Source organism: Clostridium sp. 7_2_43FAA (assembly GCF_000158375.2).
GTDB lineage: Bacteria > Bacillota > Clostridia > Clostridiales > Clostridiaceae > Clostridium > Clostridium tertium.
In genome coordinates, this window is the sequence record NZ_JH815223.1 from 98,504 (window position 1) to 124,706 (window position 26,203).

The following is a 26,203-nucleotide window of genomic DNA, read 5'->3' on the forward strand; positions in this document are numbered from 1 at the left end:
ATATTTAAAGGAGAGATAAACTATATTAATTTAGTTGATTTTTTCCCAAGCACCCCACTGATTTGATCCAGGAGTTTCACCTTGTGTCCACCATTTAGCTTTATACTTAACACCGTTATACATAACAATGTCACCAGCTACATAAGCTTTAGTAGGACTATAGGTTGGAATCTCTGGCGTTGTATCATTAACAACAGTAATTGTTGCTTTAGCAGTAGTTATTAGTCCTTTACTATCAGTAACTGAGTAAGTTAAATCGTAAGCACCAGCTTTAGTTATATCAACAGTACCAGAAACAACTATTTTACTAGTTAAATCACCATCTTCTTTATCAGAAGCAGTAACACCGGTTACAGCGTTAAAGCTTGTACCGATATTAATTTGTTTATTAGAAACTCCATTAATAACAGGAGCGGTATTAGTTGTAGTTTTTTCAGAAACAGTTATAACAACTGATGAAGTAGCTTTTAAACCTTTGCTATCAACAACTGAATAAGTTAAATTGTAAGTTCCAGCTTTAGTTGTATCGACAGTACCAGAGACAGTTATTTTACTAGTTAAATCGCCATCTTCCTTATCAGAAGCGGTAACACCTATTAGAGGATTAAATGAATCTCCAACATAAATTTGTTTATTAACTGCACCATTAATAACTGGAGCTGTATTTTCAGCAGGAGTTGATCCATCAGGAAGTACTCTTATTAATTTCCAATATTTTGTGTTAGCTGGAGAGCCATCATCTGTAGGAGGTATATACCAAGAAATACATTCATATAGCGCATCTTTATAAACAACTTGATCTCCATATTTGTAAGTTTTACTTGAATCATAGAATTGTTGTCCAGGTTCTAATATTCTTAGAACAGTTATTATTCTTTCCTTAGTTGTAGCTAATCCTTTGCTGTCTGTAACTGTGTATTTTAGAGTATAGTCACCAGCTTTAGATGTGTTAACTGATCCAGAAACTGAGATCTTACTAGTTAAGTCACCATCTTCTTTGTCAGAAGCAGTAATACCTGCTAAAGGATTAAATGAATCACCTAAATTTATTGAAGTATTTGAAATTCCTTTTAATGTTGGAGCATAGTTTCCATTTGAAGGAACATTTGATGGAAGCATTCCATTAAATGTTAAGTTTTTTACTCCTCCAAAGCATAGTTTAATTGATCCTGCTAATGAAGATGTTTCTCCAACTCCAAGGTTTTGCCATCCTGATGATGTTATTGTAACTCTATTAAAATCTCCAATATCTTCAATTGTTGCAGTTCCACCTTGAGGTTGAGCGAATATTGCTGATTTAGGCAAATCAAAACTTACAGTCCAGCCTTTATCTATTGCCTTATCTGTTTTATTTGTAACTTTGATATCATAAGTATAATTTGGATGATCATATTTTCCTCCAAATATAACCTCTACATCAGTTTGATATAATCCTGGAATAGAATCATCTGTTACTTTACAATTTCCTATTGCATCTAAGCCAGATTTTAATCTACTTGTTAGTGTATCTCCAAAGGTATATTTTCCTTCATTTATATTAGTAGAGCCTGGTTTATAATTAGGATTTGGTCCAAAATCTCCATTCATTACCCATATTAATGCTCCACCTAAGTTTTTGTTTTTAATATATTCTACTCTTTTATCTATTGATTTTTCATTTTCAAAAGATAGGAATACCTTCTTTTCATTTTGCCAAACGTATGGAACTCCACCAACTTCATCAAAATAAGCTTTTAGATTTGGATCATTTTCCATTAAGTTTAATACGTGCCACAATGGATTAGCTCCTGCAGGGTCTAAGATACCGTTATTATCTACATCGTCGCCCCAAACGTTATATATTCCTGTAGCAGGTGTTTTACTAGAGCCGTGTAGTCCGTTAGTTCCACCTTGTACATTTTCCCATCCTCTTGTATAGTAAGGGATTCCCATAATTATTTTTTCAGGAGGTAATACTCCTCTATAGTATTTATAAGCCCAATCCATATTTAATGTAGGCATGGCCATTTGTATAGTTTCTCTATCAGCTGGATCGGGATAGATATTAGCTAAGTTTTCAACGAACTCATTCCAACCACCGTGGAAGTCATAAGACATTACACTAAGAAAATCTAAATATTGAGCATAAGAATTATCAGTCATTCCACCAAGAACCCAAGAAGATGCAGTTACTGCAGCTGTCTCAAGATATTTTTTACCATCTTGCTTTCCAGCGGCATCAAGTTTTTCTCTTAATGTCTTCATTAATAGATTATATCTTTCATTTAGTTTGCCTCTTCTAGGTTCAGCTAAATCTTGATCATCTGGATTACCAGAAGTTGATGTTGCAGATGGATATTCGAAGTCTATATCTATACCATCAAAGTTGTACTTTCTTACAAATTCAACACATGAATCGGCAAAAGTATTTATACCTTGATCAGTATCTAGCATTGTATAAAAACCTCTACTACCAGCCCATCCTCCAACAGACATCAATAGCTTTACGTTTGGATATTGTTTTTTCATTGTTTGAAGAACATTGAAGTGTCCTTTATAAGGTAGGGTTGGATCAAGAGTAACAGCTTTACCATTGTGAGTTAATGGATGATCTGCAAATGTTTCTTCAATAGCGGCATGCTTATCTCCAAGTGTTATTTTATTAGTTGCTGGATCAATCATTCCAAAGGAATATTGAATATGAGTTAAGGATTCCCATTGCAAATCAGCAGCATCAAAATATCCTTGAGCCTCACTTTTATACGCCCATTCAGGAAAATATCCAATTATTTTTCTGTTTAAATCTGTATCGTTAATTCCTGAAGAAGTTGGTGTTATATTCTTATTATTAGTTGTGACAGCAGCTTGAGGTTGTATTGATATATTAAAAAGTGTAAATAGTGAAAGTGTTATTCCAGTTACTATTCGTTTAATTTTAATCTTTTTCATATTTTACCTCCATAATCTTAATTGAAAAAAGATGATAGAAGAGGCTAACAAAAATGTTAGCCATCTTCAAATTATAAATAGTTAAGTGTACTAATTAATTTTTTCCCAAGCACCCCATTGATTTGCACCTGGAGTTTCACCTTGTGTCCACCATTTAGCTTTATATTTAACTCCGTTATACATAACAATGTCACCAGCTACATAAGCTTTTGTTGGGCTATAAGTTGGGATTTCAGGAGTTGTATCATTAACAACAGTAATTGTTGCTTTAGCAGTAGTTACTAATCCCTTACTATCAGTAACTGAGTAAGTTAAATTGTAAGCACCAGCCTTAGTTGTATCAACAGTGCCAGAAACAACTATTTTATTAGTTAAATCACCATCTTCCTTATCAGAAGCAGTAATACCAGTTAATGGATTGAAGGCTGATCCAATTTTAATTTCCTTATTAGTAACACCATTAATTACTGGAGCAGTATTAGTTGAAGTTTTTTCAGAAACAGTTATAGTAACTATTGTAGTAGCTTTTAAACCTTTACTATCAACAACTGAGTAAGTTAAATTGTAAGATCCAGCTTTAGTTGTATCAACAGTACCAGAAACGGTTATTTTGCTTGTTAAATCGCCATCTTCCTTATCAGAAGCAGTAATACCAGATAAAGGATTAAAGGAATCTCCAATATATATTTGTTTATTAGTAGCTCCATTAATTACTGGAGCAGTATTATCATCTGGAGATACAGGGCTACCATAAATAAATTGTCTTCCCATTTCAGGAGATGTTGAATACATTCTTTGTGATAATTCAACACTTACTAATCCATTTAGGTTATCTATAGATTCAGCAATGTTTAAATCGAAAGATATTGTTTGACCAGGTTTCATAAGCTTTCCATCATATGATACAGAGAAATCTATTACGTAATATCCGTTTTCTTGCTTAACTGCAGGACTTGGATGTTGAGCACCTGTTATAGTAATACCATTTGTCTTAATATAAAGCTTTACATTTTTTAGAGTTTTAGCTGCAGTTTCAACAGAACTAAGAACTTCACCAGATTCACTTAGCTTTTCATTATTTGTAAAGCTTAAATTTATTACACTACCACTTCCCCATGCAGGTTTACTTGTAGTTAATTTAGAAGTTATATTAAGATTATTATAAGTTAAGGTATAGTTGTCTAGACTACCTGAGCCAAATAATGATTCCTTGGTTACTTTTGTTAGTTCATCATGTTTAGTAGATGTTGTTTTAGCATCTTGTGAAGCCATCCAAGCAATCATTCCACCTAAATTATGCTCTTTAACATATTTAGCTTTTTCTTGTATTGATCTTGCATTATCATAGGTAAAGAATGCACCAGTTGTTTCATTATATAAATAAGGTGCTTTAGCACTATCGTCCCAATATTCTTTTAGACCAGTATATTTTGATTTTAGTTGGCTAAGAGCATTGTATGACCATACTCCACCAGCGCGACCACCTTCACCATTTTTTATAGGAGCTTCATTAAGAGCACCTGGTGTTGGAGAAAGGTCTGCATCCTTATTAACTACTGCGGCTGTTCCAAATAATCCAGGGTTAGCAGCATCTGGGCCGTTATTACTTACTTTTTCCCATCCACGTGTGTAATAAGCTGCTCCAATAACTATTTTTTCAGGTTTTGCTCCGTTTGCAATATAGTAGTTAACGCTTTCATCAACAGAAAGACATTCCCCTTTAAATGGAGATTTAGGATTAGTGTAAAGTGCTGTTTGGTGACCGCTAACTGTGCTCCATGCACCAGCCATGTCATAAGTCATAATGTTAGCAAAATCAACTACATTAAATAATTTTGCTACATCAATACCTTCATCAACTTTAGCCTTACCAGCAGGGATAGCAACTGAAAGTTCATAAGTTTTTCCAAGTTCAGTACCTTGTTTATTTAAGGCATTCTTTAAATCTTGTAATAAAATTATGAAGTTTTCTTTGTCGGCAGGAGTTGCTTTAGTAGTTCCTTCATCGTTAGTATTATCAACTTTGTCTGGATCTCTAAGACTAGCTGGGTACTCCCAATCTATATCAACAAAATCCATATTAGTATATTTAATAAAAGCCATAACATTTTTTACAAAGTTTGCTCTTATTGATGGATTAGCAGCTATAACTGAGAAGTCACCTGATTTAGACCAGCCACCTAAAGATACTCCTATTTTTAAATTAGGATTTTCACTTTTTAATACTTGGAATGCATTTAGAATACCTCCATTTACATCACCATAAGTTACGCCGGCATTTCCTAAAGGATGACCAGTAGCAGCATCTTTATCGGTGAATTTTAAAACACCTTGTGCATCAAAATCTACGAATGCAAAATTAAGGTGGGTTAATTGATCAGCAGGAATATCCTTAGGGTAGAAGTTACCTTGACCTCCCCAGATTGACCAGTCCCCATAATACATTACATTACGATATTTTTGAGCAGATTGTTGAACTGCATTAGGTGCAAAATCGGTATTAGAATTAACAGTAGCTCTAACTGGAGTAACACCTGTTATAAGCATTGCTGCTATTGCTGTTAATGCAACAATAGGCTTCGATTTTTTATAAAGCTTTTTCCTTATCATAATATTAAAACCCCTTTACAAATAAATTTCTAATTTTATTTAATTTATATTTTCCCATGGGCCCCATTGAGTTGCACCAAGGGTTTCTCCTTGAGTCCACCATTTAGCTTTATACATAACTCCGTTGTATAAGACTATATCTCCAGCTACATATACTTTAGTTGGACTGTATGTCTGAACTGAAGTATCGATTACTGTTATTGTAGAACTTACTGTAGTTGATAGGCCTTTACTATCAGAAACTGTATAGATTACATTGTAGATTCCTGCTTTAGATGTATCAACTAAGCCGTTTACAATAATCTTACTAGTTAAATCACCATCTTCTTTGTCAGATGCAGTAACTCCTGCTAGAGGATTAAAGGTATCTCCAATATTAATTTGTTTATCTATAACACCGCTAATCACTGGAGCAGTATTGTCGCTAGGAATTGCTGGTGAACCGAATTTAGAAAATATCTTTGAATGCTCATACTGAGAAGTTATTCCTTGATTATTTTCTATTTGAGAATCTCTATTTAGTGACCAATAAGAAGTCATGCCAATATTTTTAGATTTAGCATGGTCGACTACTAATTGAGACCATGCTGGAGTAAATATAGGATCTGAAGAACTTTCATAACCTACAGATACTGTAGCACCAATTTTTGAATAAGCTTCGGAATCAGATAAAGTAGTATTAGCAAATTTTTGGTAAGAATCTTTTATTTGATTCTTTGTTGAGTCTATTGCTCGTATTGAGGCTGTACCATAATTTTCTCCAGGTAGCAAAGTACTACTTCTATAGCACATAGCCATTATATTTATATATTTTAGAGTAACATTATTAGATAAATAGGCATCTAATAAATCTATTTGAGTTTGAGTTAAACCAGATGGTAAAACAGGAACGGTTAATGTCACTTCTACTCCTGTAGTATCTTGTAACATCTTTACAGCCTTTGCATTAGCAATATTGCTTTGTTTATTTTGGGCTCCGCCTTCAACATCAAGATCTATTCTTGTTAATGCATATCCATTCACTATGTCTAAATAGGTATTATAAAGAACATTAACATCTTGAGAAGTTTGCCAAAATGCAGTTCCACCAGCACCACCAAAGGATATAGCTGCATCACCACCAATTGCTCTTAGGTCTTTTAGAGACTGTTTTATTCCGTTATATTGATTATCATTTTTACCTTCGCTTAAAACAGAATATCCTCCCCAGCCCCAATTGATTTTTCCATTTGTAACACTACCAGTTGATTGTATAAAAGCTAAGTTAAAGTATTTTATACCAATTTCATCTGATAGCTTTTTAAGATTAGCAGCTCCTCCGCCATCATTCCCCATATAATATCCATTTTTAGTTACCCAGCCAACCATATCAACATAGGGAGCATTAACTTGGGCAGGCCAGTTTTTTATTCCAATACCAGCATTATAACTACCAACATTTGTAGCTGCCTTAGTAATAAATGAAGTAGATGTAAGTGTAACGAAAGCTGTCAAAAGTGTGCAAATAACTTTTTTAAGAAAGTTTTTCTTCAATTATATTTACCTCCTAACAATATTTTTATTTATTCTCATCTGTATATTGAATAAGGATCTTTTTTTGAGTAGGTAAATATCTAATAATTTGATATTAGATTAAAGTAAGTTGGATATTTTTAGAAAAAATAAGAGACTCACTTTAAACATTTGTACATCTAAAAGGAAAGATCGGTTGTTTATTAAAAACTTAAGAATACTTTAATTAGCATACAAAATACGCATTTTGTATCCTAAGAAATGTTTATAAAAAGGTTTGTTAAATACTCCAATAAAGTATTTGTATACTAAATGGAACATATTAAATGTAATTTATTAGATTTTTCTGAAGTGTTTATTAATTCCTATATTGAGTGAAGTGACAATGAATTTTAGGAACAAAAATGTTAATAAATAATAAGCGATGATGCTTATTATTTCATCGAAGGTAACTATATCACCTCCTTTACAATAAATGGAATACTCCATTTATTTACAATATAAACTATTAGTAAATTAAAAGCAATACATTTAAATAAAAAGTCGAACGATTAATAGTATTTTACAAATTTTGTATGTTGTTTACGGATTAGAATTAAAAGGAACAGAATAAATAGAATTAAAATTATAAAATGTTTAATTTTAAATAATAAATATATAAATTATAAGCGATATGATAAAAAGTACATATGATATATTATTAATTTCTTTGAGAGGGTATGTATGGAAAATACTGTTGGATGTAAAAATTATTTAGATGAAAATTCACCAGGGTTTGTAATTGAATATAGAGGGAATTTTAAAGAGGAAATTGATAAAGTAGATTATGCTTGTGGGGATATTATTAATGAAAATCTTGCAGTTATATCTGTAGAAGAAAAAAATTTAGATAGATTAAGAAAAGATGTACCTTCAATTATTTTTATTGAAGCAAGATCTATTTATGTATTACAAGATACATCACCTATAAATGTAGATAATATAAATGCAGTTAAGATTAATAAATATCTGAATTTAACAGGAAAAGGAATAATCATAGGGATGATAGATACGGGAATAGATTACTTAAATAAGGAGTTTATAAGAGAAGATGGCACGTCTAGAATAATAAAAATATGGGATCAAACAATTAATACAAATAGGAAAGGAAACTTATATATAGGAACAGAGTACCTTAATGAGGATATAAATAGAGCAATTGAAAGTAGTAAAATTGGACATAATCCATATGATATTGTAGCAAGTAAAGACGAAATAGGACATGGAACTAATATGGCTGGAATAATAGGAGCAAGGGGATATGACTCTAATATCGAAGGTATAGCTAATGATTGTGAATTTATGATAGTAAAGCTATTACCTTCTCCTAATTATATAAAAATATTGAGAGAAAATAATTTGCCAGTTGTGCCGGTTTATAATAATTCCGAGGTTTTATCTGCAATTGAATATTTAAGAAGGTCAGCATATGAATTAAGAAAGCCTCTTGTATTGTATATTGGGGTCGGAAGCTATAATGGTAGCCATGACGGACATAATATTACAGCCAGGTTTATAACAGCAATAGCTAGAAGAAGGGATATTGTTTTTGTTGCTGGAACTGGTAATGCTGGAAATTATGAGGGACATTCTACAAACTTTATATCAAATGAAGGAGAAGTTAAAAACTCTGAGCTATTAATGACTAAAGAATTAAAAATATTTGTTATGCATATATGGATTCAAAAACCTAATAAAATGTCATTAAACATAATAGCTCCTAGTGGAGAAGAATCGGGGTTTATAGTTCCAAATATTGAATCTAGAGATACAAGAATATTTTATTTAATTAATACTAAAGTCGAAATAAGATCTTATGATCCTGAAAGTTTCACAGGGCATCAATTATTTATATTAAATTTTTCAGAAATAAAGCCAGGAATATGGATGATAAAGTTAAGAGGAGAATATATAACAGATGGAAGGTATGACATATGGTTACAAGATAAGTATATTTTGCCAGAAGGCACAAAGTTTCTTAACCCTAATCCGTATAATACATTAACTATACCGTCTACTGCTAAGAATTTAATAACAGTAGCATATTATAATGGACTAAATAATAGTTTAGTATCAGCGTCAGGAAAGGGATTTAATACAAATGGATTAATTAATCCAGATATAGCAACTGAAGGCATCAATATTTTGACTACATCTTCAGGGAGCAATAACATAAGTAAAGTAAGTGGAAGTTCAGCAGCTTCTGCAATAGTTGCAGGAGCTTGTGCATTATTATTACAGTGGGGAATTGTTGATAAGAATAATTTATCTATGTATTCAATTAAGCTTAGAAGTTTATTGATATATTCAGCAGATAGAGATGATATATATGAATATCCAAATGAGGATTTAGGATATGGAAGGTTAAATTTGCTAGAGGTTTTTAAGGTTCTTGGTGGAAACTATCGAGTTAATAAAGATATGTTGGAATATTTGATTGGAAATTTATATATTAGAATTCCAAATGATATTATAAGAAACTAAATGGGAGGATAGTAAATGGAAGTTAATAGTTTTGAAGCTCCGGAATATATATTTAACAGTATCAATTATGTTAGTTATTTAGTTGAATATGTAGGTGAGCTTAATGGAACAATTACAAATAATCCTGGAATTTATATAATAGTAATTAATAATGAATACGCTTCTGTATATATTAAGTCGAGTTTAATAAATTCTTTTGAAAATACTACAGAAATAATCGATTTAATTAATAGATTTTATGCCTCAGACAACTTTGAAATAGTTTATGTATTGCCTCCAGAAATTTATACTTTGCAAAGTATATCAGCTATTGAAGCAACACAAGTTAATACACTACAAGCTGAATCACCATTAAACTTAAGAGGAAAGGGGGTAGTAGTTGGAATAATAGATACTGGAATAGATTATTTAAGTGATGAGTTTAAGGACATTAATGGGAAGACTAGAATAAATGAAATATGGGATCAAAGCATTGGTTCCAATATTGCTAACAATAATATAGCACTAGGGACTGTATATAAGAAGGATAAAATTAATGAAGCAATAGAGACATATAATAAAGGTGGAAACCCATATGATATAGTACCTAGTAGGGATGAAATTGGACATGGAACTAATATGGCTGGAATAGTAGGAGCCTTAGGAAAAAATCCAATGTTAAAGGGGATTGCTCCAGAATGTGAATTTGTTGCTGTAAAATTAATTCAATCAAATTTTTTTAAGTATAATTATGGAGTAAATGCCCCTGTATATAATATTACATCAATTTTATTTGCTATAGAATATTTAAAGAATTACCTTTTAGCAAACGGAAAACCTGTTGTTATACTATTACCATTAGGAACTAATAATGGTAATCATAAAGGTGAGCATATTTTAGATAATTATATAGCAGCAGTATCAAATAATGTAGGTCTTGTTGTTGTTACAGGAACAGGAAATGAAGGGATACAGGATTGCCATGCTTCAGGAATTATCAAGGATAAAAATGAATATGAGGCGATAGAAATGATAGTAGAGAAGGAACAAAAAATATTATCTATGGAAGTATGGGTCAGCTTACCTAATATAATTGAAATAAACTTAATAGGTCCATCAGGAGCAGATACTGGATTTATACCAGCCATATTAAATATAAGTAAAGAATATTCATTTATCTTTGAACAAACAAGAGTGTCAATATATTATAACTTACCAGAGGAATATACGGGGGACCAATTAATTAGAATATATTTTCACGATATACGTCCTGGAATATGGAAAATACGTATTCGACTAAGGCTTGGGAAAATGGCAGAGTATAATGCATGGTTACCACAAAGAGGATTGACTTCACCCGGAACTAGATTTATATCAAGTGATCAATATGGTACTTTAACCATCCCTGGAGATTCAGAATTTATTATTACTGTAGCTGCGTATAATCAAAATAACAATAATTTATTGGCATACTCAGGAGTTGCTCTTAGAAATGCATATAAAGATGTAATTGATTTTGCAGCAGGTGGAGTTAATACTATGACTGTAGGTATAAATAATAAAGTTGATATTATAAATGGAACTAGTTTAGCAGCAGCTATAGGAGCTGGCGCATGTGTCTTATTATTTGAATGGGGGATAGTAGATAAAAATTATTCTTATATGTACTCTCAAAGTATTAAGACATTTTTAAATAGAGGAACGTTAAAAAGGCCTGGCGATATGTATCCTAATCCTCAATCAGGGTATGGAATTATAAACTTCTATAAGATATTTGAAAATATGATATGAGATTTATATAAATCATTTAAACTTAATATAATATTTGAAAAAAGCTGTATCTGAAAAGATACAGCTTTTTATTAAAATATTATATTGGCGACAATGACAATTACAGGTAATGTGATTATAGTTCTTTCTATAAATATTATTAATAGTTGCTTTAATGATACAGGAATTTTTGATCCAAGTAGAACTCCACCTACTTCGGACATATATATTAATTGAGAAACGGAAGTACAAGCAACTATAAATTTAGTCATATCACTAGCAATGGTATTTGCAGCTAAAACAGATGGTAATAACATATCAGCAAATCCTACAACTAAAGTTTGAGAAGCAGCAACTGCTTCCGGAACTTGTAACAGCTTAAGATATGGTATAAAAGGTAATCCTAAAATTTGAAACACAGAAGTATATTCAGCTATTATTAAAGCTATAGTTGCAAGAGCCATAACAACTGGAAGTACTCCAAGCCACATATCTATTACATTTTTAAACCCATCTATGAAAAAACCTTTTATATCAGTGTTTTGAGATGCTTTATCTATGGCCCTTTTGTATCCCCAAGAGAAAGAGGAATATCCGTATGGTATTGATTCATCATTCTTCTTTTCTTGGTTATTATAATATGTATTAGGAATTTTACGTAATGGATAAATTCTTGGCATTATTATAGCCGCAATAATTCCAGAAATACTAACTGTCAAATAAAATGGTATAAATAAATGAGATAAACCAACTGTATCTATTACGATTAAACTAAAAGTTATTGAAACAGCAGAAAAAGTTGTGCTGATTATAGCCGCTTCTCTTTTAGAATAAAAGCCTTCTTCATATTGCTTATTTGTTAATATTATGCCTAAAGTTCCATCTCCAAGCCAAGAAGTTATACAATCTATAGATGAACGGCCTGGCAATGTAAATATTGGTCGCATAACTTTAGTAAGTACTGCACCAAAAAATTCCAATAAGCCAAAGTTTAAAAGCAATGGTAATAGAAGTCCTGCAAAAAAGAAAATAGTAAATAATATTGTAAGTAAATCATTTAGTACAAATGATCCTGTTGAATCATTAACTATAAATTCCGGTCCAAACTTGAATAAAGCTAAAACACAAAATACAGCTCCAATTATTCTAGCAATAAACCAAATGGCACTAGGATTAAATAATGTGTTCAAAAATTCATTTTTTACTATAAATTTTGGCTTAAAAATTTTAGTTATTATACTCACAATAGCAGAAGTACAAATAGCTATAGTTATTATAAAAGTTAATGAATCTCCAAGAGATTTAGCTAAGAACTTTGATAAGATTGCTACTGGTATTGTTATTTCTCCATTAAAGTTAATAGGAATCATAAATAGAAGTACTCCTATTAAGGATGGAAGAATAAAGAATAATGATGATTTTAATGAAAATCCATCTTTAGTTAAATTTTTCATTCCGATCTCCTTTATATCCAAAAAATTAATATTTATACATAGGATTTTATTTTAATACATTTTAATACATTAAATCAATAGATTTTTATACAAATTCAACTAAAATTTATGCAATTAATTATAGTTAACTATAATTTCTAAGTTTTATAAATATATATTTTATGTAATTTAATTAATTTAATAATATTGGTTCTATATTAAATAGTTAACAGACTTTTTATAAGAGTATTAAAATTAAGGGTATAGATAATAATATTTTCTTCTAAGGATAAACTAAATTTAATTAATTTAAACAAAGGAGAAGTAGTTTATGCATAAGAAGAATGTTATTACATATTTAATTATTTTTAATTTATTAGCTATACTAGTAATATTACTAGGAAAAATTTCAGTGTTGAGAAATTTTATAAATGTAATTTTTGCAGTAGTTATTATACCAATAATATTTGGAGTATTTTTGTTTTATATACTAAAACCTCTTAATAATATATTTCTAAAAAAAAAGATGAAGGGAGGAAGTGCGGCTTCTTTAACTTTATTAATTTTCTTTTTTATTGCAGCTGGAATCATGAAATATTTTGGAGATTATTTTATAGAGCAATTTATAAACTTAAAAATTATATTTTTGAAAATAGTAGAGGAAAAAGGAAATCTGTATGGAGTAGGTGAGTTTTTTAAAGGTGATATATTTAAATTAGATTATTATGAGAAGTTTTTAGGTGATATACAAAAATATGCTATTTTATTAGCAAGTGGTCTAAGGGGAATATTTGATAAGGGAATGCAATTGTTTTCGGATATTTTACTTATTATATTAATAGTGTTTTATCTTCTTAAAGATGAAGAGAAGATTAAAGAAAATATAGTTAATATATTTCCTGGGAAATATAAGTATAAGCTTTATGATATTGTAAAAGAAAGCGATGAAGTTTTATCATCATATATTTTAGGGCAAGCTAAGGTAGCTCTTTCTTTAGCGCTGATGGTCTTTATTGGATATAAAATTATAGGGATGGCAAGTCCTTTACTTTTATCATCAGTTACTTTTGTTTTAGCTTTTATACCATTTGTAGGATTTTTTATATCTATGATTATTCCATATATAATTGCAATAGCTTTAGGATGGAGCATGATTATAAAGTTATCTATATTAGTAATAATTGCTCAAACTCTTAAGGGAAGAATTATTGTACCATTAATAATGGGTAAAACAATGAACATACATCCAATAACAGATATTTTTTTAGTGGTTGGGGCAGCAAGTTTGGTTGGGCCAATAGGAGCATTTGTAGTAGTACCAATTTATTCATTAGGTAAGGTTATTTTTAAATATTTTAATAAAGAAGTAGAAGAAAAGTTGAAGGAGTTTAAAGAATAAAGCAAATTATGTAGAAAAAAGATGCAAAAAAAATTATAATTAAACAAAGAATAATATCAGGGGGATAGTAGGATGAATGCTAGAAGTAAAGTTAAAAACTCTAATAGAATTGTAGTTAAAGTAGGAACTTCAACATTAACATATGAAAATGGTAAAATTAATTTAACAAGAATAGAAAAGTTAACTAGGGTGTTATCAGATGTAATGAATTCAGGAAAAGAAGTTATATTAGTTACTTCAGGGGCAATAGGAGTTGGAGTATCTAAGCTTAAGTTAAAGGAAAAGCCAAAGACTATAAGAGAAAAGCAAGCTGTTGCTGCAGTTGGACAATGTGAGCTAATGCATATTTATAGTAAATTTTTTGGAGAGTATAGCCATACTGTAGGGCAGGTTCTTTTAACAAGAGATGTAGTTGAAGATAGCCATATTAGAGAAAATGTATGTAATACATTTGAAACTCTAATAGAAAGCGGAATAATACCTATAGTTAACGAAAATGATACTGTTGCTATAGATGAAATAGAAAATATAGTTAGATTTGGAGATAATGATAACCTATCAGCTATAGTAGCTAAATTAGTTAATGCTGATCTTTTAATTATATTATCAGATATAGATGGATTTTATGATTCAGATCCTAGGAAGAATCCAAATTCAAAACTAATAAAGGAAATAGATAAAATTACTCCAGAACTTGAGGAATGTTGTGGAGGAGCTGGAAGTAATCTTGGAACAGGTGGAATGATAACAAAATTAACAGCTGCTAAGACAGCTACTGAATCTCAAGTAGATATGGTACTAGCTAATGGAGAAGACCCTAAAATAATTTTAAACATATTAAATGGTGAGGAAATAGGAACATTATTTAAAAGTTTATAAAAAGCTTTTGAAATGTAAAATGTAGAATTAAAATAAAGGATGTTTTGCTATGCAAAGCTTAAAAATAAATTAGTAATAGACTAAAAAATAAAAGTGAAGGAGAATTATTAATGCTAAGTATTTATGAGTTAGGTAAAAGGGCTAAAGAAGCATCATATGATTTAGGAATAGCATCGACTACTGAAAAAAATAAAGCATTAGAATTAATGGCAAATGCTTTAATTAACAATACAAATGAAATCATAAAAGCAAATAAAGAAGATTTGGATAGAGCAGTTCAAAAAGGAACATCCAAGGCTATGTTAGATAGATTATCACTAAATGAATCAAGGATAGAGGATATGGCTAAGGGATTAAGAGAGCTAATAGCTTTAGAAGATCCTATTGGAGAAGTAATAGAAATGTGGAAAAGGCCAAATGGTCTTCAAATAGGAAAGCAAAGAGTTGCAATGGGAGTAATAGGGATAATATATGAAGCTAGACCAAATGTAACATGTGATGCAGCAGGGCTATGTTTAAAAACAGGAAATGCTGTAATACTTAGAGGTGGTAGTGAAGCTATAAATTCTAATAAAGCAATAGTAAAAATATTAGCTAATGCTATAAAAGAAGCTGGATTACCAGAGTTTTCGATTCAATTAGTTGAAGATACTAGTAGGGAAACAGCATTAGAAATGATGAAATTAAATGAGTATATAGATGTTTTAATTCCAAGAGGTGGGGCTGGACTTATACAAACAGTTGTAAAAAATGCAACTGTACCAGTAATTGAAACAGGAGTTGGCAATTGTCATATATATGTAGATGAAGATTGTGACTTTGATATGGCAAGAGATATAATAATAAATGCAAAAACATCAAGACCAGCAGTTTGTAATGCAGCAGAAAAGATGATTATAAATGAAAATATAGCAAATGACTTTCTTCCAATCATAGTAAAGGCATTAAGAGAAAAGGATGTTGAGATTAGAGGAGATGAAAAAGTAAAATCTTTAATAAATGATGTTAAAGAGGCAAGTGAAGATGATTGGAGTAAAGAGTATTTAGATTATATAATAGGTGCTAAAATAGTGAAAAGTGTTGATGAGGCAATTAATCATATAAATAAATATGGTTCAGGACATTCAGAAGCAATAGTAACTAATAGCTATAAAAATTCACAAAAGTTCTTAAATAAAGTTAATGCAGCAGCAGTTTATGTAAATGCTTCTACTAGATTTACAGATGGAAGTGAATTTGGATTTGGAGCAGAAATAGGAATAAGTACTCAAAAGCTTCATGCAAGAGGACCAATGGGATTAAAAGAGCTTACAACTATTAAATATATAATTTATGGAAATGGACAAGTAAGATAAGTTTAAAATAATAGTAATATTTTTATAAAGCCATATTGGATAAGGGTAAAGTTATGAAATAAAAAAATTTATAATATAAAAAATGTAGTTACTTTAATAAAAAATAAAGTAACTACATTTTTATAAGAAAAGTAAAACTACTTTAATTTTATAGTTAACTCTTCACCAACCTTTTTGTAATTATTGCTAATCCTAACGCTTTCTTTTGGAAAGGCTACTGCATATGTGTTAATGTTAATGCTTTTGTATCTTGTGAAATTTCAGTTTGATTTTTTTATAAGCCGTTAGTCATTTCTTCATAAGAACTATAAAACTTAACTTCATTTCCTAAATCATCATATCATATTAATTCTAATGAATATACGTTATTTCTATCTTTATTTTCAACAGAGTAGTAAATCTTTTCGCCTACAGCATTACTTCTATATTCATTAAGTATTATCTTTTGACCATTGTCTAGTGTAAATTAGTTATTTAAATTTATACTATTTGTATTTGTAGATAAAGCATCGCCGTTAGAAATGAATTCGAAGTTCCATGGGGCTTCTACTTTATTTTCTTTTTCATCTATGTTTAAAAGAGCTTTATCGTATTTTATTTCTATATATAAATTTCCTCTTTCTAACTCTTTATCTAATGTATATGAAAGTACACTTTCTTCAGTATAATCATCAATTTGATTTTATGAACTTCCAGCTGAGTTAGATACTTTTTTACCATTAATATATACATTCCCAAATACCATTATATTTCCATTATCACCTAGTTTTTTAGCTGATTTTATTGTTGTTGAGACAATAATTTCATCTTTGTATAAAATAACTTCATTTAATTGAATTGTTATTCCGTTTTTGCTTATAGCTTCATTAACTACAGTGCTATACTCATCTAAGTTAGAATTAACTCCTAGATAATTTTTTATATCAAACATGGTTAATTTAACTGCTGCAATAAATATTGAGCCGAATGCTGTTACGACTAAAGCTACCAATATAGTTGCTGCAACTATATTCTTATTAAACTTTTTAGATTTCTTATTTGATAGGCTTTTAATAAATGTTGTATCATATCCTTCATCTACAGAGATTTTAATAATATCATCCAATTTTGAAGAAACTTTTATATCATCTATGTTTATATCTTTCTTTTTTTAATATACAAAGGCTACTCTATATAAGTTTTCTTTAATTGGCTCTATTAATTTTATAAAGCTATCCTTATCGCCTTCTACAGCTTTTTTGAATAATAGTTCATTAACCATTATTAATACCCCGTCTGAATCGATTCACATTATAGACGATTAAATATATAAAAAGGTTCCATAAAAATAAAAAATAAAAAGGATACTTGTTGCATCCTTTTTATTTTAGCATTTTATTATGCTTTATTTTTTAATTTATTTGATGATAGTCCTAATAGTATTAATGAAATTCCTAGTAGTAATACTATAGTAGTAATTTCATTACTTATTGTTGAACCATAGAGTATATTACTATTGGATGTATTTATCCATGTAGTTGGAACAACTTTAGAAATGTTTTTTAATATTGTTGGCATTATATCTCTTGGCCAAAAGCATCCTCCAAGCATTGCAAATGGAAGGATCACAAGAGTACTTATAGTTCCAGATATTCTTAAATCTTTTGAATGAGTAGTAATAAATACTCCAAGAGAAATTGTAAATACTCCAAATATCAAGAACATTATATAAAGACTTAATGGTGAATCTCCTAAGTTAAATTTAAAGGCATACTTAAATAACATGAAGTATAAAGTAATTTGGATAAATGTAATTACTAAGAATGATAATAAGCTTTCAAATATATATTTAAAGCGTGTTATTGGTGTAGTAAATAATCTTGTAAATACATTTTTCTCTTTATCTTTTAGTATTATATTAGTTGCTGATGTTGCAGAAAATAATAAATTTAGTACTATAAATGCCATAGCAGTATCTGTTTTAGATTTATTTCCTTCACCCTTATCTATACTTGTATAAGACAGTTCATAAGAACCTTCTGAGTAATATTTAACTGCATCATAGAACTTTTGCTTATCACCATTAGAGTTCTTAGCAAATGTCTTCAATATATTTATATAATTATTTAATGATTCTTTTATAGCTATAGAAGTATTTCCTTCCTTTGATTCAAAGGTTTTTAAAGTAGCATCATTTCCACTTATTAAAGAATCAGTATAACCTTTAGGAATAATTATTGCATAATCTATTTCATTGTTAATTAAATTATCTTGAATAGTTTCTTTAGAATTAAAGTTCACTTCTGATTTATCCTCAATATTTTTAATAATATCTTTTGTAATGTCTGTATTATCTTCGTCTATAATAGTCACCTTTAAAGGTGGAGTACCATTTGAGCCTGAAAATGCAATGAACATAAATATTAGAGGTAATACTATTAAGAATAAAAGATTTAATTTTTGTCTGAATAATCTTTTTAATGTTGCTTTAAATATTGTCATACTCTTTCACTCCTTCCTATTATATTTGCTCCTAAAAATAGAAGAGCAGACATAATCCAAAGTCCTATTATACTAAATAAAACTTCATTTGTAGCTCCGCCATAAATTGATTTAAACATGGCATTTGAAGCTAAATAATTAGGAGTTAACTTAGAGATAGTTCCAATTATTCCACTAAAGTTTACTTTAACAAAGCCTCCACTTAAGAATGTAAATATAGGTACTATAACATTTAATAAAGCCAGACCTATTAAGCCTTTTTTAGTAATCATTATGGCAAAAATACCTAACATTGTAGATAATACTGATAATGAAAATGCTGATAATAATATAATTGGAAGGCTAGTTCCAAAGTTTACTCCAAAGGCTAAATCTGATATTAAGAGTAGAATTAATACTTGAATCATTATAGTTATAATTACTCCTATAGCTTCTCCAATAAATATTTCACCAAGATTTAAAGGAGTAGATCTAAATCTATATCCAACTGAGCCATAATAAGACTTATCTATGGCGAAGTTAGCATAAATTGATCCATACATTATTATCATTACAAGCATTGTTATAGCATAATAATCTATAGCAGAGGGCTTTTTACCTGATACAGATATTGCCTCATCTTGTAAGTTATTATTTTCTTCTATATTAAAATGTCTAGCTTGAATTTTAGCTAGTGCTTCCATAGCATTTGCAGAAGATGAATATGTCTCAATTATACCTTTGACTATTGAAACTCCCAGCTGATTATATTCAGAACCTATTAGCTGAAGTTTACCACTAGAATTTTCATCATAAACAACTAAAGCATCATATTTTCTGCTTTCAATTAATTTTTTCCCTTCTTCAATATCATTAATTTTTTCAGCTTGAATTATATCTCCAAGCTCATCTAAGGTTATAAAATTTTCAAAAGCTTTAGCACCATCAGTTGAATCTTCATTTATATATAATAAATTTACTTTATCAACAGTTCTTGCTGTAAAATCATCATTATTCTTTAATGCGTTTCCTAAAATTAATATTAAAAATATAGGTATTAATATCATTGATATAAGGCTTTGAATATCTCTGACTGATTGAATCAGTCTATATTTTACTATTGTTAAAATTTTCATATAGAAATCCTCCCTAGTCTCTAAGACTTCTGCCAGTAAGTTGAAGGAATACTTCTTCTAGTGAGGCAACGCTTCCGTCCTCATGTTTAACTAAAGCCTTAAGTTCATCATTTGTACCTTTTGCAATAATTTGTCCATGGTCAACTATACAAATATCAGAACAAATAGCATCAACTTCTTCCATATAGTGAGAAGTATAAATTATAGTGGAGCCTTGTTCATTAAGTTTCTTTATAGTTTCCAAAATATTATTTCTTGACTGAGGATCAATACCAACTGTTGGCTCATCAAAAATTATTAAATTTGGTTTATGAACAATAGCACAAGCTATATTTAATCTTCTTTTCATTCCACCAGAAAATTTAGGGGGAAAGTCTTTCTTTCTATCCCAAAGCCCAACAAATTCTAATGTTTCTTTAACAGCATCTTTTAGCTTTTTTCCTTTTAAACCATATAGCTCACCAAAAAACTTAACATTTTCTTCAGCTGTTAAATCATCTATTAAAGCTAAGTCTTGTGGAACTACACCTAAGTTTTTCTTTATAAATAATGGATCTTCTTTAATATTTTTTCCAAAGATTTTAATATCTCCAGAATACTTAGAGTATAGGCCACTCAAAATACTTATAGTAGTAGTTTTTCCAGCACCATTTGGCCCTAAAAATCCGAAAATTTCACCTTCTTTAATGGTTAAATCTTTTATATCTACTGCTGTAAAATCTTTATAATTTTTAACTAAATTTTTAATTTCAATTACCAAATATAAAACCTCCTTATGAACAATGTTCATTTAAATTTATTTTAATATTAATACTATGAGTTGGTGAAGACAATCTTTAAATTTAATTAAAATGTTCTAAAAAGCTAAAAATAATAAGAATAGCATTAAAATAGAATGGTATTCTTAAAAATGCAAAATAAATAAGTTTATTAAGATATTATAATATTATTATGAGTATATTACTATTGAAATATAGTTATTTATGGAAAATATAAAATAATAATATTATAATGATAATATACTAAAATTTGTGATTTAAAAGGAGTATTTTATGGAGAAGAAAATTGAGTTTAGAAGCAAGCATTTTAATGAACTTAACATAAGTGAACTTTATGAAATAGCTAAAGCTAGATATGAAGTTTTTGCTTGCGAACAAGAAATAACTTGTGAAAATGATTTTGATGATAAAGATAAAAAGTGTGTGCACTTATTTGCAATAGATAATAAAGATGGGGAAGAAAAAGTAGTAGGGTATTGCAGATTATTACCACCAGGATTATCTTATGAAGAGGCATCTATAGGAAGAGTGCTAGTTTTAAAAGAGTATAGAGGTAAAAAATTAGCTAAAGAAATGATGCTTAAAGCAATACAAGAGATACATAAGCATTTTAAACAAGAAAAAATAACAATATCAGCACAAAGCTATATAGAAGAATTGTATAAGTCTGTTGGGTTTAAGGAAGTATCAAATGAGTATGATGAAGCAGGAATTCCACACATTAAAATGAAGTATGGAATATAATATATCAGGATAATTTCATGAGAAATTTGAAATTTAAGAAGTGGGGAAGAAGAATTATGAGTATATTTATAATATTACTAATGATATTTATAATATCCATAAGTATAACCATTTCAACAGTCAATAGCTATAAAAAATATATTTATAATATTGAAGATATTCCTAGTGAAAATGATGCGATTATAGTGCTGGGGGCCGGAGTCAGAGCAGATGGAACACCATCAGATATATTAGCTGATAGATTAGAAACTTCTTTAGAAGCCTTTGAGGCTGGATTAGGAAATACATTTTTATTAAGTGGAGATCATGGTAGAGAAGAATATAATGAAGTTGGATCTATGAAAAAGTATATATTACAAAATGATATAGATGAAAAGATAATATTTATGGATCATGCAGGCTTCAGTACTTATGATACAATGTATAGGGCAAAAGAGATTTTTAAAGTTGATAAGGCAATAATAGTAACTAATGAGTATCATTTGCCAAGAGCTTTATATATAGCCAGAAAATTAGGAATAGATGCTTATGGAATAAATTCAGATAAAAGACAATATCAATTGATGGATAGTTATAAAAAGCGTGAGTTATTAGCACAATTAAAAGACTTTGTCTACGTAAATATATTAAAACCAGAACCTAAATTTTTAGGAGAAGCAATTCCTGTAAGTAGCTCAGATGGAAGAGTGACTGAAGATGAAAAGAAATAATTTAGAGTAAAATAAAAGTGAGGCACTAAGTCCTCACTTTTATTTTTAATTAATTATATCTTCATGTTTTATACGAGTTGCTGAAAAAATTAATTCCCCATTTTCTTCAATTATATCAATGACTATAGGTCTAATATCTGTAAGAAATATATTACCGTGTATAACTGAACTGTGATTTTCACAATTTAATACGTAATTTAAGATTAAATCGGATTTTTCCATAATTGGCGAAGGATACATTTCTTCATTAACATCACTACTCATTGCTTTTATAGTTCCTAATTCAATAGGATGTCCACCCATGCCAGTTCTTTCAATAGTAGTATTCCCTAAGTTATAAGTTGTGTGATTCTTTATATATATAATTGTATTGTGTCTATTAAAATCACTACTAAAAAGCAACCAAGAAACAGGAAATTTTTGAACTTCTCTTTTCGTTATAAGCCTCCTAATTTAAATATTTATTAAATATCTTTACCGGCAACTCTTTCAGTATTAAATACTAAATTATTATCTTCTTCAGTTATAGTAATTACTATTGGTCTTATATCTGTATTAATAATATCATCATAGACAACTAAGTTATATCTGTTTTCACCTAGCACATAGCTAAATAATAATTCAGATTTACTTACTATTGTTGTTGAACAGATTTCCTCTTGAGTATCATTACTATTAGGTTTAATAGTTCCTAAATTAATAGGGTGTCCTCCTGGACCAGTGTGTTGAATAGTTACATTCTCTAATATCTTTGAAGTGTTATTGTTTACATAAACAACTATATTTCTAAGATTAAATTGGTTACCTGTAAATAGAAATGGCATAACTTTTTTCATAACTTATATCTCCTTAAAATTAATTATTTGAGCTATGTTCAGTATTAAATATTAATGTGTTATTGTTTTCAGATATATTTATAGTTAGTGGTCTAATATCAGAAAAAATTATGTTGTTGTACACGATTGAACTATATTTTTCTCCGTTTAGAGTATAACTAAAAATAAGGTCTGATTTTTCTTGTGAAGTTAAGATACACATTTCTTCATTAGTTTTTTCCATTGATTTGATATTGCCTAATTTAATAGGGTGTCCACCCTTTCCAGTATGTTCAATAGTACATTTTTCTAAATCCATAGATGTATTGTTCTTTACATGAATTACTACATTATTCATGTTTGGCATAGTAGGAATCATAATAAAGTCTCCTCTCAGCAATATATTTATTTTAAATACATATATAAATGTTATGCATATTGTACCATTTTGAAACTTTATTGTCAATATATGGAGATTAATTTGAAATGGTGTATCAATAAATAAAAAAATTATAATTAAAGTATATATAGCTAAAAAATGTAGAGGTATGTTTATTCAACATAATGTTCGGATTTTATGAAATTATTGCTGGATTAATAGGGGCTGATTTAGTGTAGAAATTAAAAATTTATGTATATACTGGTAATAATTAATAAAAAGTGCAAAAAACATATTGATTAAATACGAATGAAATGATAATATATTTATGTAATATTCGAAAATTAAAGGGGGCTATTATGGATAAATTTTTTAAACTTAAGGAAAATGGAACCGATGTTAAAACTGAATTAATGGCAGGATTAACTACATTTCTTACAATGGCATATATTTTATTTGTAAATCCATCTATTTTAGCAGCAGCAGGAATGGATAAAAATGCTGTTTTTGTTGCTACAATTATTGCAGCAGCTATAGGAACTCTAGTTATGGGGTTGGTAGCAAATGTTCCATTTGCACAAGCACCAGGGATGGGATTAAATGCATTTTTTACATTTACAGTAGTATTGGGACTTGGATTCACATGGCAACAAGCTTTAGCTATGGTATTCATTTGTGGAATTATCAATATTATTATTACTACTACTAAAATAAGAAAAATGATAATACAAGCTATTCCTCATTCACTTCAATATGCAATTTCAGGAGGTATAGGCCTTTTCATTGCATTCTTAGGTATTAAACAAGCTCATTTTCTTACTTTTACAGGTGAGGCTGCTAATCAAATTGCTTCATCAGGAGACTCATCAATATTTAACAGTGTAAATCTAGCAATGACTGATTTTAAGGATCCAGTAGCATTATTGGCACTAATAGGACTAGTGATTACACTTATATTAATGCTTCTTAAATTTAAAGGGGCAATCTTATTAGGAATTCTTTTAACTACAGTTGTTGGTATTTTTATGGGGGTAACACAAGTGCCTGACTTTTCACAAATTAGTTTTGGAATCCCAAGCATAGCACCAACATTTTTTAAGTTAGATTTTGTAGGATTATTTAGTGACCCATCTAAGATATCCTTAGTATTAATTACTATATTTGCATTTTCTTTATCAGATACTTTTGATACAATTGGTACATTTTTAGGAACAGGAAGAAAAGCAGGAATATTTGATGATAATGATGAAAAGCTATTTGAAAGTGGAAATAATTTTTCATCAAAATTAGAAAGAGCTTTATTTGCAGATGCAACAGCCACTTCAATAGGAGCTTTATTAGGAACAAGTAATACAACAACATATGTTGAAAGTGCAGCAGGAATTGGTCAAGGCGGAAGAACTGGATTAACTTCTGTTACAGTAGCAGTGTTATTCATATTATCATTATTTATATCACCTATAATGGGTATGGTGCCATCAGCAGCTACCGCTCCAGCATTAATAGTAGTAGGTATATTAATGATGGAATCCTTCAAAAATATTGATTGGAGCGATTTTGAAGTAGCTATGCCAGCATTCTTCGTAGTGACATTTATGCCTTTTACAGGAAGCATTTCAAATGGTGTGGCAGCTGGATTTGTAACATATTGCTTAGCTAAGATAGTAAAAAAAGAAGCTAAGGATGTACATCCAATAATGTATGTTGTAAGTGCTTTGTTTCTAATTAATTTTGTTATAAATGGTATAAAGTAAAATTTGAATTACTGTAAATATATTAGATAGTTTTTTAAATTATTATATTGTATTAGAAAAGATTTCAAATATATATAAGATAAACGTAGCAAAATAGAGAAAGGACAACCTTTCTCTATTTTTTATATGAAAATAGCCATTTATATTACATATTCGCATCTTATTTAATATTTATATATATAGAACTATATGATATATTTAAATATAAATTTTGATAAATAAATTTATGGAGGATTTTTTATGGGTAAACCGTATGGTAGGAGCTATGTACTTATAACTGGAGCTACTACTGGGATTGGATATGAATTAGCAAAACTATATGCTAATGATGGAAATAACTTAATTTTAGTTGCAAGAGATGAGGAGAAGCTAGAGAAGGTAAAAGAAGAGTTAATGTTACTATATAATATTAACGTGTATAGCATATCTTTAGATTTATCTGAGGATAACTCTTGTGAAAAACTATTAAATTATGTTAATAAAAAAAATATATCTGTGGATATTTTAATTAATAATGCAGGATTAGGATCCTTTGGTTACCTAAGCGAAATAGAAATAGAAAAAGAATTGAATTTAATAGATGTAAATGTGAGAGCATTAACAGAATTAACTAAGGTGTTTTTGCCAATAATGATAAGCCATGGTGATGGAGCAATAATGAATGTTGCTTCAACAGCGGCATTTTGCGCAGGTCCCAAAATGGCTACTTATTACGCATCAAAATCATATGTATTAAGTTTTACAGAAGCTATATATGAAGAATTAAAGGGAACTGGAATAAAAGTAAGCTGTTTATGTCCAGGCCCTGTAAGCACAGGGTTTCAAGATAAAGCTGGAATAAGAAAAAAAGAATCTGCTAAAAAAGCATTGATGACACCAAAAAAAGTGGCAGAAATAGCTTATAGAGATTTTAAAAAGGGAAAACTAATAATAATTCCTGGATTTAAAAATAAGGTTATAATTGCATTAAATAAGATTATGCCTAGAAGCTTATCTAGAAAGATTATATTAATGATGAATAAGGGATAGGTGAATTAT

At 29.3% G+C, this 26,203-nt stretch carries 20 protein-coding genes; 9 read left to right on the plus strand and 11 right to left on the minus strand.

All coding sequences use genetic code 11. The features are described from left to right. Positions 1-30 precede the first annotated feature (30 nt). The 3 genes from CSBG_RS18880 to CSBG_RS16815 all read right to left on the minus strand — a co-directional run bounded on the left by CSBG_RS18880 (position 31) and on the right by CSBG_RS16815 (position 7,071). Positions 31-2,928: a glycosyl hydrolase family 18 protein gene (locus CSBG_RS18880; RefSeq protein WP_008681415.1), complete on the minus strand. Its 2,898-nt coding sequence runs from the start codon at positions 2,926-2,928 to the stop codon at positions 31-33. Positions 2,929-3,018: 90 nt separating this feature from the next. Then, positions 3,019-5,538: a glycosyl hydrolase family 18 protein gene (locus tag CSBG_RS16810; protein WP_008681416.1), complete on the minus strand. Its 2,520-nt coding sequence runs from the start codon at positions 5,536-5,538 to the stop codon at positions 3,019-3,021. A gap of 39 nt (positions 5,539-5,577) precedes the next feature. Beyond that, the gene (locus CSBG_RS16815) at positions 5,578-7,071 is read right to left on the minus strand and encodes an immunoglobulin-like domain-containing protein (protein ID WP_008681418.1); all 1,494 of its coding nucleotides are present in this window, start codon (positions 7,069-7,071) and stop codon (positions 5,578-5,580) included. A gap of 702 nt (positions 7,072-7,773) precedes the next feature. Between CSBG_RS16815 and CSBG_RS16820 the strand changes: the two genes are divergently transcribed. Beyond that, the gene (locus CSBG_RS16820; RefSeq protein WP_008681419.1) at positions 7,774-9,573 is read left to right on the plus strand and encodes a S8 family peptidase; all 1,800 of its coding nucleotides are present in this window, start codon (positions 7,774-7,776) and stop codon (positions 9,571-9,573) included. A gap of 15 nt (positions 9,574-9,588) precedes the next feature. Continuing rightward, positions 9,589-11,343 (plus strand): S8 family peptidase, encoded by a 1,755-nt coding sequence (locus CSBG_RS16825; RefSeq protein ID WP_008681421.1) that lies wholly within the window; start codon positions 9,589-9,591, stop codon positions 11,341-11,343. Between the two features lie 71 nt (positions 11,344-11,414). Here the strand turns inward: CSBG_RS16825 and CSBG_RS16830 are convergent, their stop codons facing one another. Continuing rightward, positions 11,415-12,776, minus strand: a complete 1,362-nt coding sequence (locus CSBG_RS16830; RefSeq protein WP_008681422.1) for a YjiH family protein — start codon at positions 12,774-12,776, stop codon at positions 11,415-11,417. Positions 12,777-13,086: 310 nt separating this feature from the next. On the opposite strand from CSBG_RS16830, the gene CSBG_RS16835 reads away from it, so the two are divergent. From CSBG_RS16835 to CSBG_RS16845, 3 genes are all read left to right on the plus strand, one after another. Next, positions 13,087-14,154, plus strand: a complete 1,068-nt coding sequence (locus CSBG_RS16835; protein ID WP_008681423.1) for an AI-2E family transporter — start codon at positions 13,087-13,089, stop codon at positions 14,152-14,154. A gap of 72 nt (positions 14,155-14,226) precedes the next feature. Continuing rightward, positions 14,227-15,033: a glutamate 5-kinase gene (gene proB / locus CSBG_RS16840; protein ID WP_008681424.1), complete on the plus strand. Its 807-nt coding sequence runs from the start codon at positions 14,227-14,229 to the stop codon at positions 15,031-15,033. A 110-nt stretch (positions 15,034-15,143) separates the two neighbouring features. Next, positions 15,144-16,388 (plus strand): glutamate-5-semialdehyde dehydrogenase, encoded by a 1,245-nt coding sequence (locus CSBG_RS16845; RefSeq protein ID WP_008681425.1) that lies wholly within the window; start codon positions 15,144-15,146, stop codon positions 16,386-16,388. 682 nt (positions 16,389-17,070) lie between these two features. Here the strand turns inward: CSBG_RS16845 and CSBG_RS16850 are convergent. From CSBG_RS16850 to CSBG_RS16865, 4 genes are all read right to left on the minus strand, one after another. Continuing rightward, on the minus strand, positions 17,071-17,493 hold the full coding sequence (locus tag CSBG_RS16850) for a DUF4179 domain-containing protein (protein ID WP_008681426.1): 423 nt from the start codon (positions 17,491-17,493) through the stop codon (positions 17,071-17,073). Between the two features lie 272 nt (positions 17,494-17,765). Next, positions 17,766-18,869 carry an ABC transporter permease gene (locus tag CSBG_RS16855; RefSeq protein ID WP_008681427.1) on the minus strand — a complete coding sequence of 368 codons (1,104 nt, stop codon included), beginning with the start codon at positions 18,867-18,869 and terminating at the stop codon, positions 17,766-17,768. Then, entirely contained in the window at positions 18,866-19,984 is a 1,119-nt protein-coding gene (locus CSBG_RS16860; protein ID WP_008681428.1) for an ABC transporter permease, read from the minus strand. The genes CSBG_RS16855 and CSBG_RS16860 overlap by 4 nt, the downstream gene beginning before the upstream one ends. Before the next feature lie 13 nt (positions 19,985-19,997). Further along, on the minus strand, positions 19,998-20,744 hold the full coding sequence (locus CSBG_RS16865; protein ID WP_008681430.1) for an ABC transporter ATP-binding protein: 747 nt from the start codon (positions 20,742-20,744) through the stop codon (positions 19,998-20,000). Between the two features lie 304 nt (positions 20,745-21,048). Between CSBG_RS16865 and CSBG_RS16870 the strand changes: the two genes are divergently transcribed. Continuing rightward, a complete protein-coding gene (locus CSBG_RS16870; RefSeq protein ID WP_035286176.1) occupies positions 21,049-21,507 on the plus strand; it encodes a GNAT family N-acetyltransferase in 459 nt (152 codons plus the stop codon). 56 nt (positions 21,508-21,563) lie between these two features. Then, on the plus strand, positions 21,564-22,217 hold the full coding sequence (locus tag CSBG_RS16875) for an ElyC/SanA/YdcF family protein (RefSeq protein WP_235840805.1): 654 nt from the start codon (positions 21,564-21,566) through the stop codon (positions 22,215-22,217). Between the two features lie 45 nt (positions 22,218-22,262). Here CSBG_RS16875 and CSBG_RS16880 read toward each other — a convergent pair whose 3' ends face one another. From CSBG_RS16880 to CSBG_RS16890, 3 genes are all read right to left on the minus strand, one after another. Further along, positions 22,263-22,619: a hypothetical protein gene (locus tag CSBG_RS16880; RefSeq protein ID WP_008681436.1), complete on the minus strand. Its 357-nt coding sequence runs from the start codon at positions 22,617-22,619 to the stop codon at positions 22,263-22,265. Between the two features lie 62 nt (positions 22,620-22,681). Next, a complete protein-coding gene (locus tag CSBG_RS16885) occupies positions 22,682-23,053 on the minus strand; it encodes a hypothetical protein (protein WP_008681438.1) in 372 nt (123 codons plus the stop codon). A gap of 19 nt (positions 23,054-23,072) precedes the next feature. Continuing rightward, the gene (locus tag CSBG_RS16890) at positions 23,073-23,411 is read right to left on the minus strand and encodes a hypothetical protein (RefSeq protein WP_008681441.1); all 339 of its coding nucleotides are present in this window, start codon (positions 23,409-23,411) and stop codon (positions 23,073-23,075) included. 359 nt (positions 23,412-23,770) lie between these two features. Between CSBG_RS16890 and CSBG_RS16895 the strand changes: the two genes are divergently transcribed. Then, positions 23,771-25,165, plus strand: a complete 1,395-nt coding sequence (locus tag CSBG_RS16895) for an NCS2 family permease (protein ID WP_008681443.1) — start codon at positions 23,771-23,773, stop codon at positions 25,163-25,165. Positions 25,166-25,405: 240 nt separating this feature from the next. Beyond that, the gene (locus CSBG_RS16900; protein WP_008681446.1) at positions 25,406-26,194 is read left to right on the plus strand and encodes an SDR family oxidoreductase; all 789 of its coding nucleotides are present in this window, start codon (positions 25,406-25,408) and stop codon (positions 26,192-26,194) included. The last annotated feature ends 9 nt before the right edge of the window (positions 26,195-26,203 follow it).

Coding starts and splice junctions, on each gene's coding strand:
- CSBG_RS18880 (WP_008681415.1), bottom strand. CDS start 2,928: ATGAAAAAGATTAAAATTAAACGAATAGTAACTGGAATAACACTTTCA.
- CSBG_RS16810 (WP_008681416.1), bottom strand. CDS start 5,538: ATGATAAGGAAAAAGCTTTATAAAAAATCGAAGCCTATTGTTGCATTA.
- CSBG_RS16820 (WP_008681419.1), top strand. CDS start 7,774: ATGGAAAATACTGTTGGATGTAAAAATTATTTAGATGAAAATTCACCA.
- CSBG_RS16825 (WP_008681421.1), top strand. CDS start 9,589: ATGGAAGTTAATAGTTTTGAAGCTCCGGAATATATATTTAACAGTATC.
- CSBG_RS16830 (WP_008681422.1), bottom strand. CDS start 12,776: ATGAAAAATTTAACTAAAGATGGATTTTCATTAAAATCATCATTATTC.
- CSBG_RS16835 (WP_008681423.1), top strand. CDS start 13,087: ATGCATAAGAAGAATGTTATTACATATTTAATTATTTTTAATTTATTA.
- proB (WP_008681424.1), top strand. CDS start 14,227: ATGAATGCTAGAAGTAAAGTTAAAAACTCTAATAGAATTGTAGTTAAA.
- CSBG_RS16845 (WP_008681425.1), top strand. CDS start 15,144: ATGCTAAGTATTTATGAGTTAGGTAAAAGGGCTAAAGAAGCATCATAT.
- CSBG_RS16855 (WP_008681427.1), bottom strand. CDS start 18,869: ATGACAATATTTAAAGCAACATTAAAAAGATTATTCAGACAAAAATTA.
- CSBG_RS16860 (WP_008681428.1), bottom strand. CDS start 19,984: ATGAAAATTTTAACAATAGTAAAATATAGACTGATTCAATCAGTCAGA.
- CSBG_RS16875 (WP_235840805.1), top strand. CDS start 21,564: ATGAGTATATTTATAATATTACTAATGATATTTATAATATCCATAAGT.
- CSBG_RS16885 (WP_008681438.1), bottom strand. CDS start 23,053: ATGAAAAAAGTTATGCCATTTCTATTTACAGGTAACCAATTTAATCTT.
- CSBG_RS16890 (WP_008681441.1), bottom strand. CDS start 23,411: ATGATTCCTACTATGCCAAACATGAATAATGTAGTAATTCATGTAAAG.
- CSBG_RS16895 (WP_008681443.1), top strand. CDS start 23,771: ATGGATAAATTTTTTAAACTTAAGGAAAATGGAACCGATGTTAAAACT.
- CSBG_RS16900 (WP_008681446.1), top strand. CDS start 25,406: ATGGGTAAACCGTATGGTAGGAGCTATGTACTTATAACTGGAGCTACT.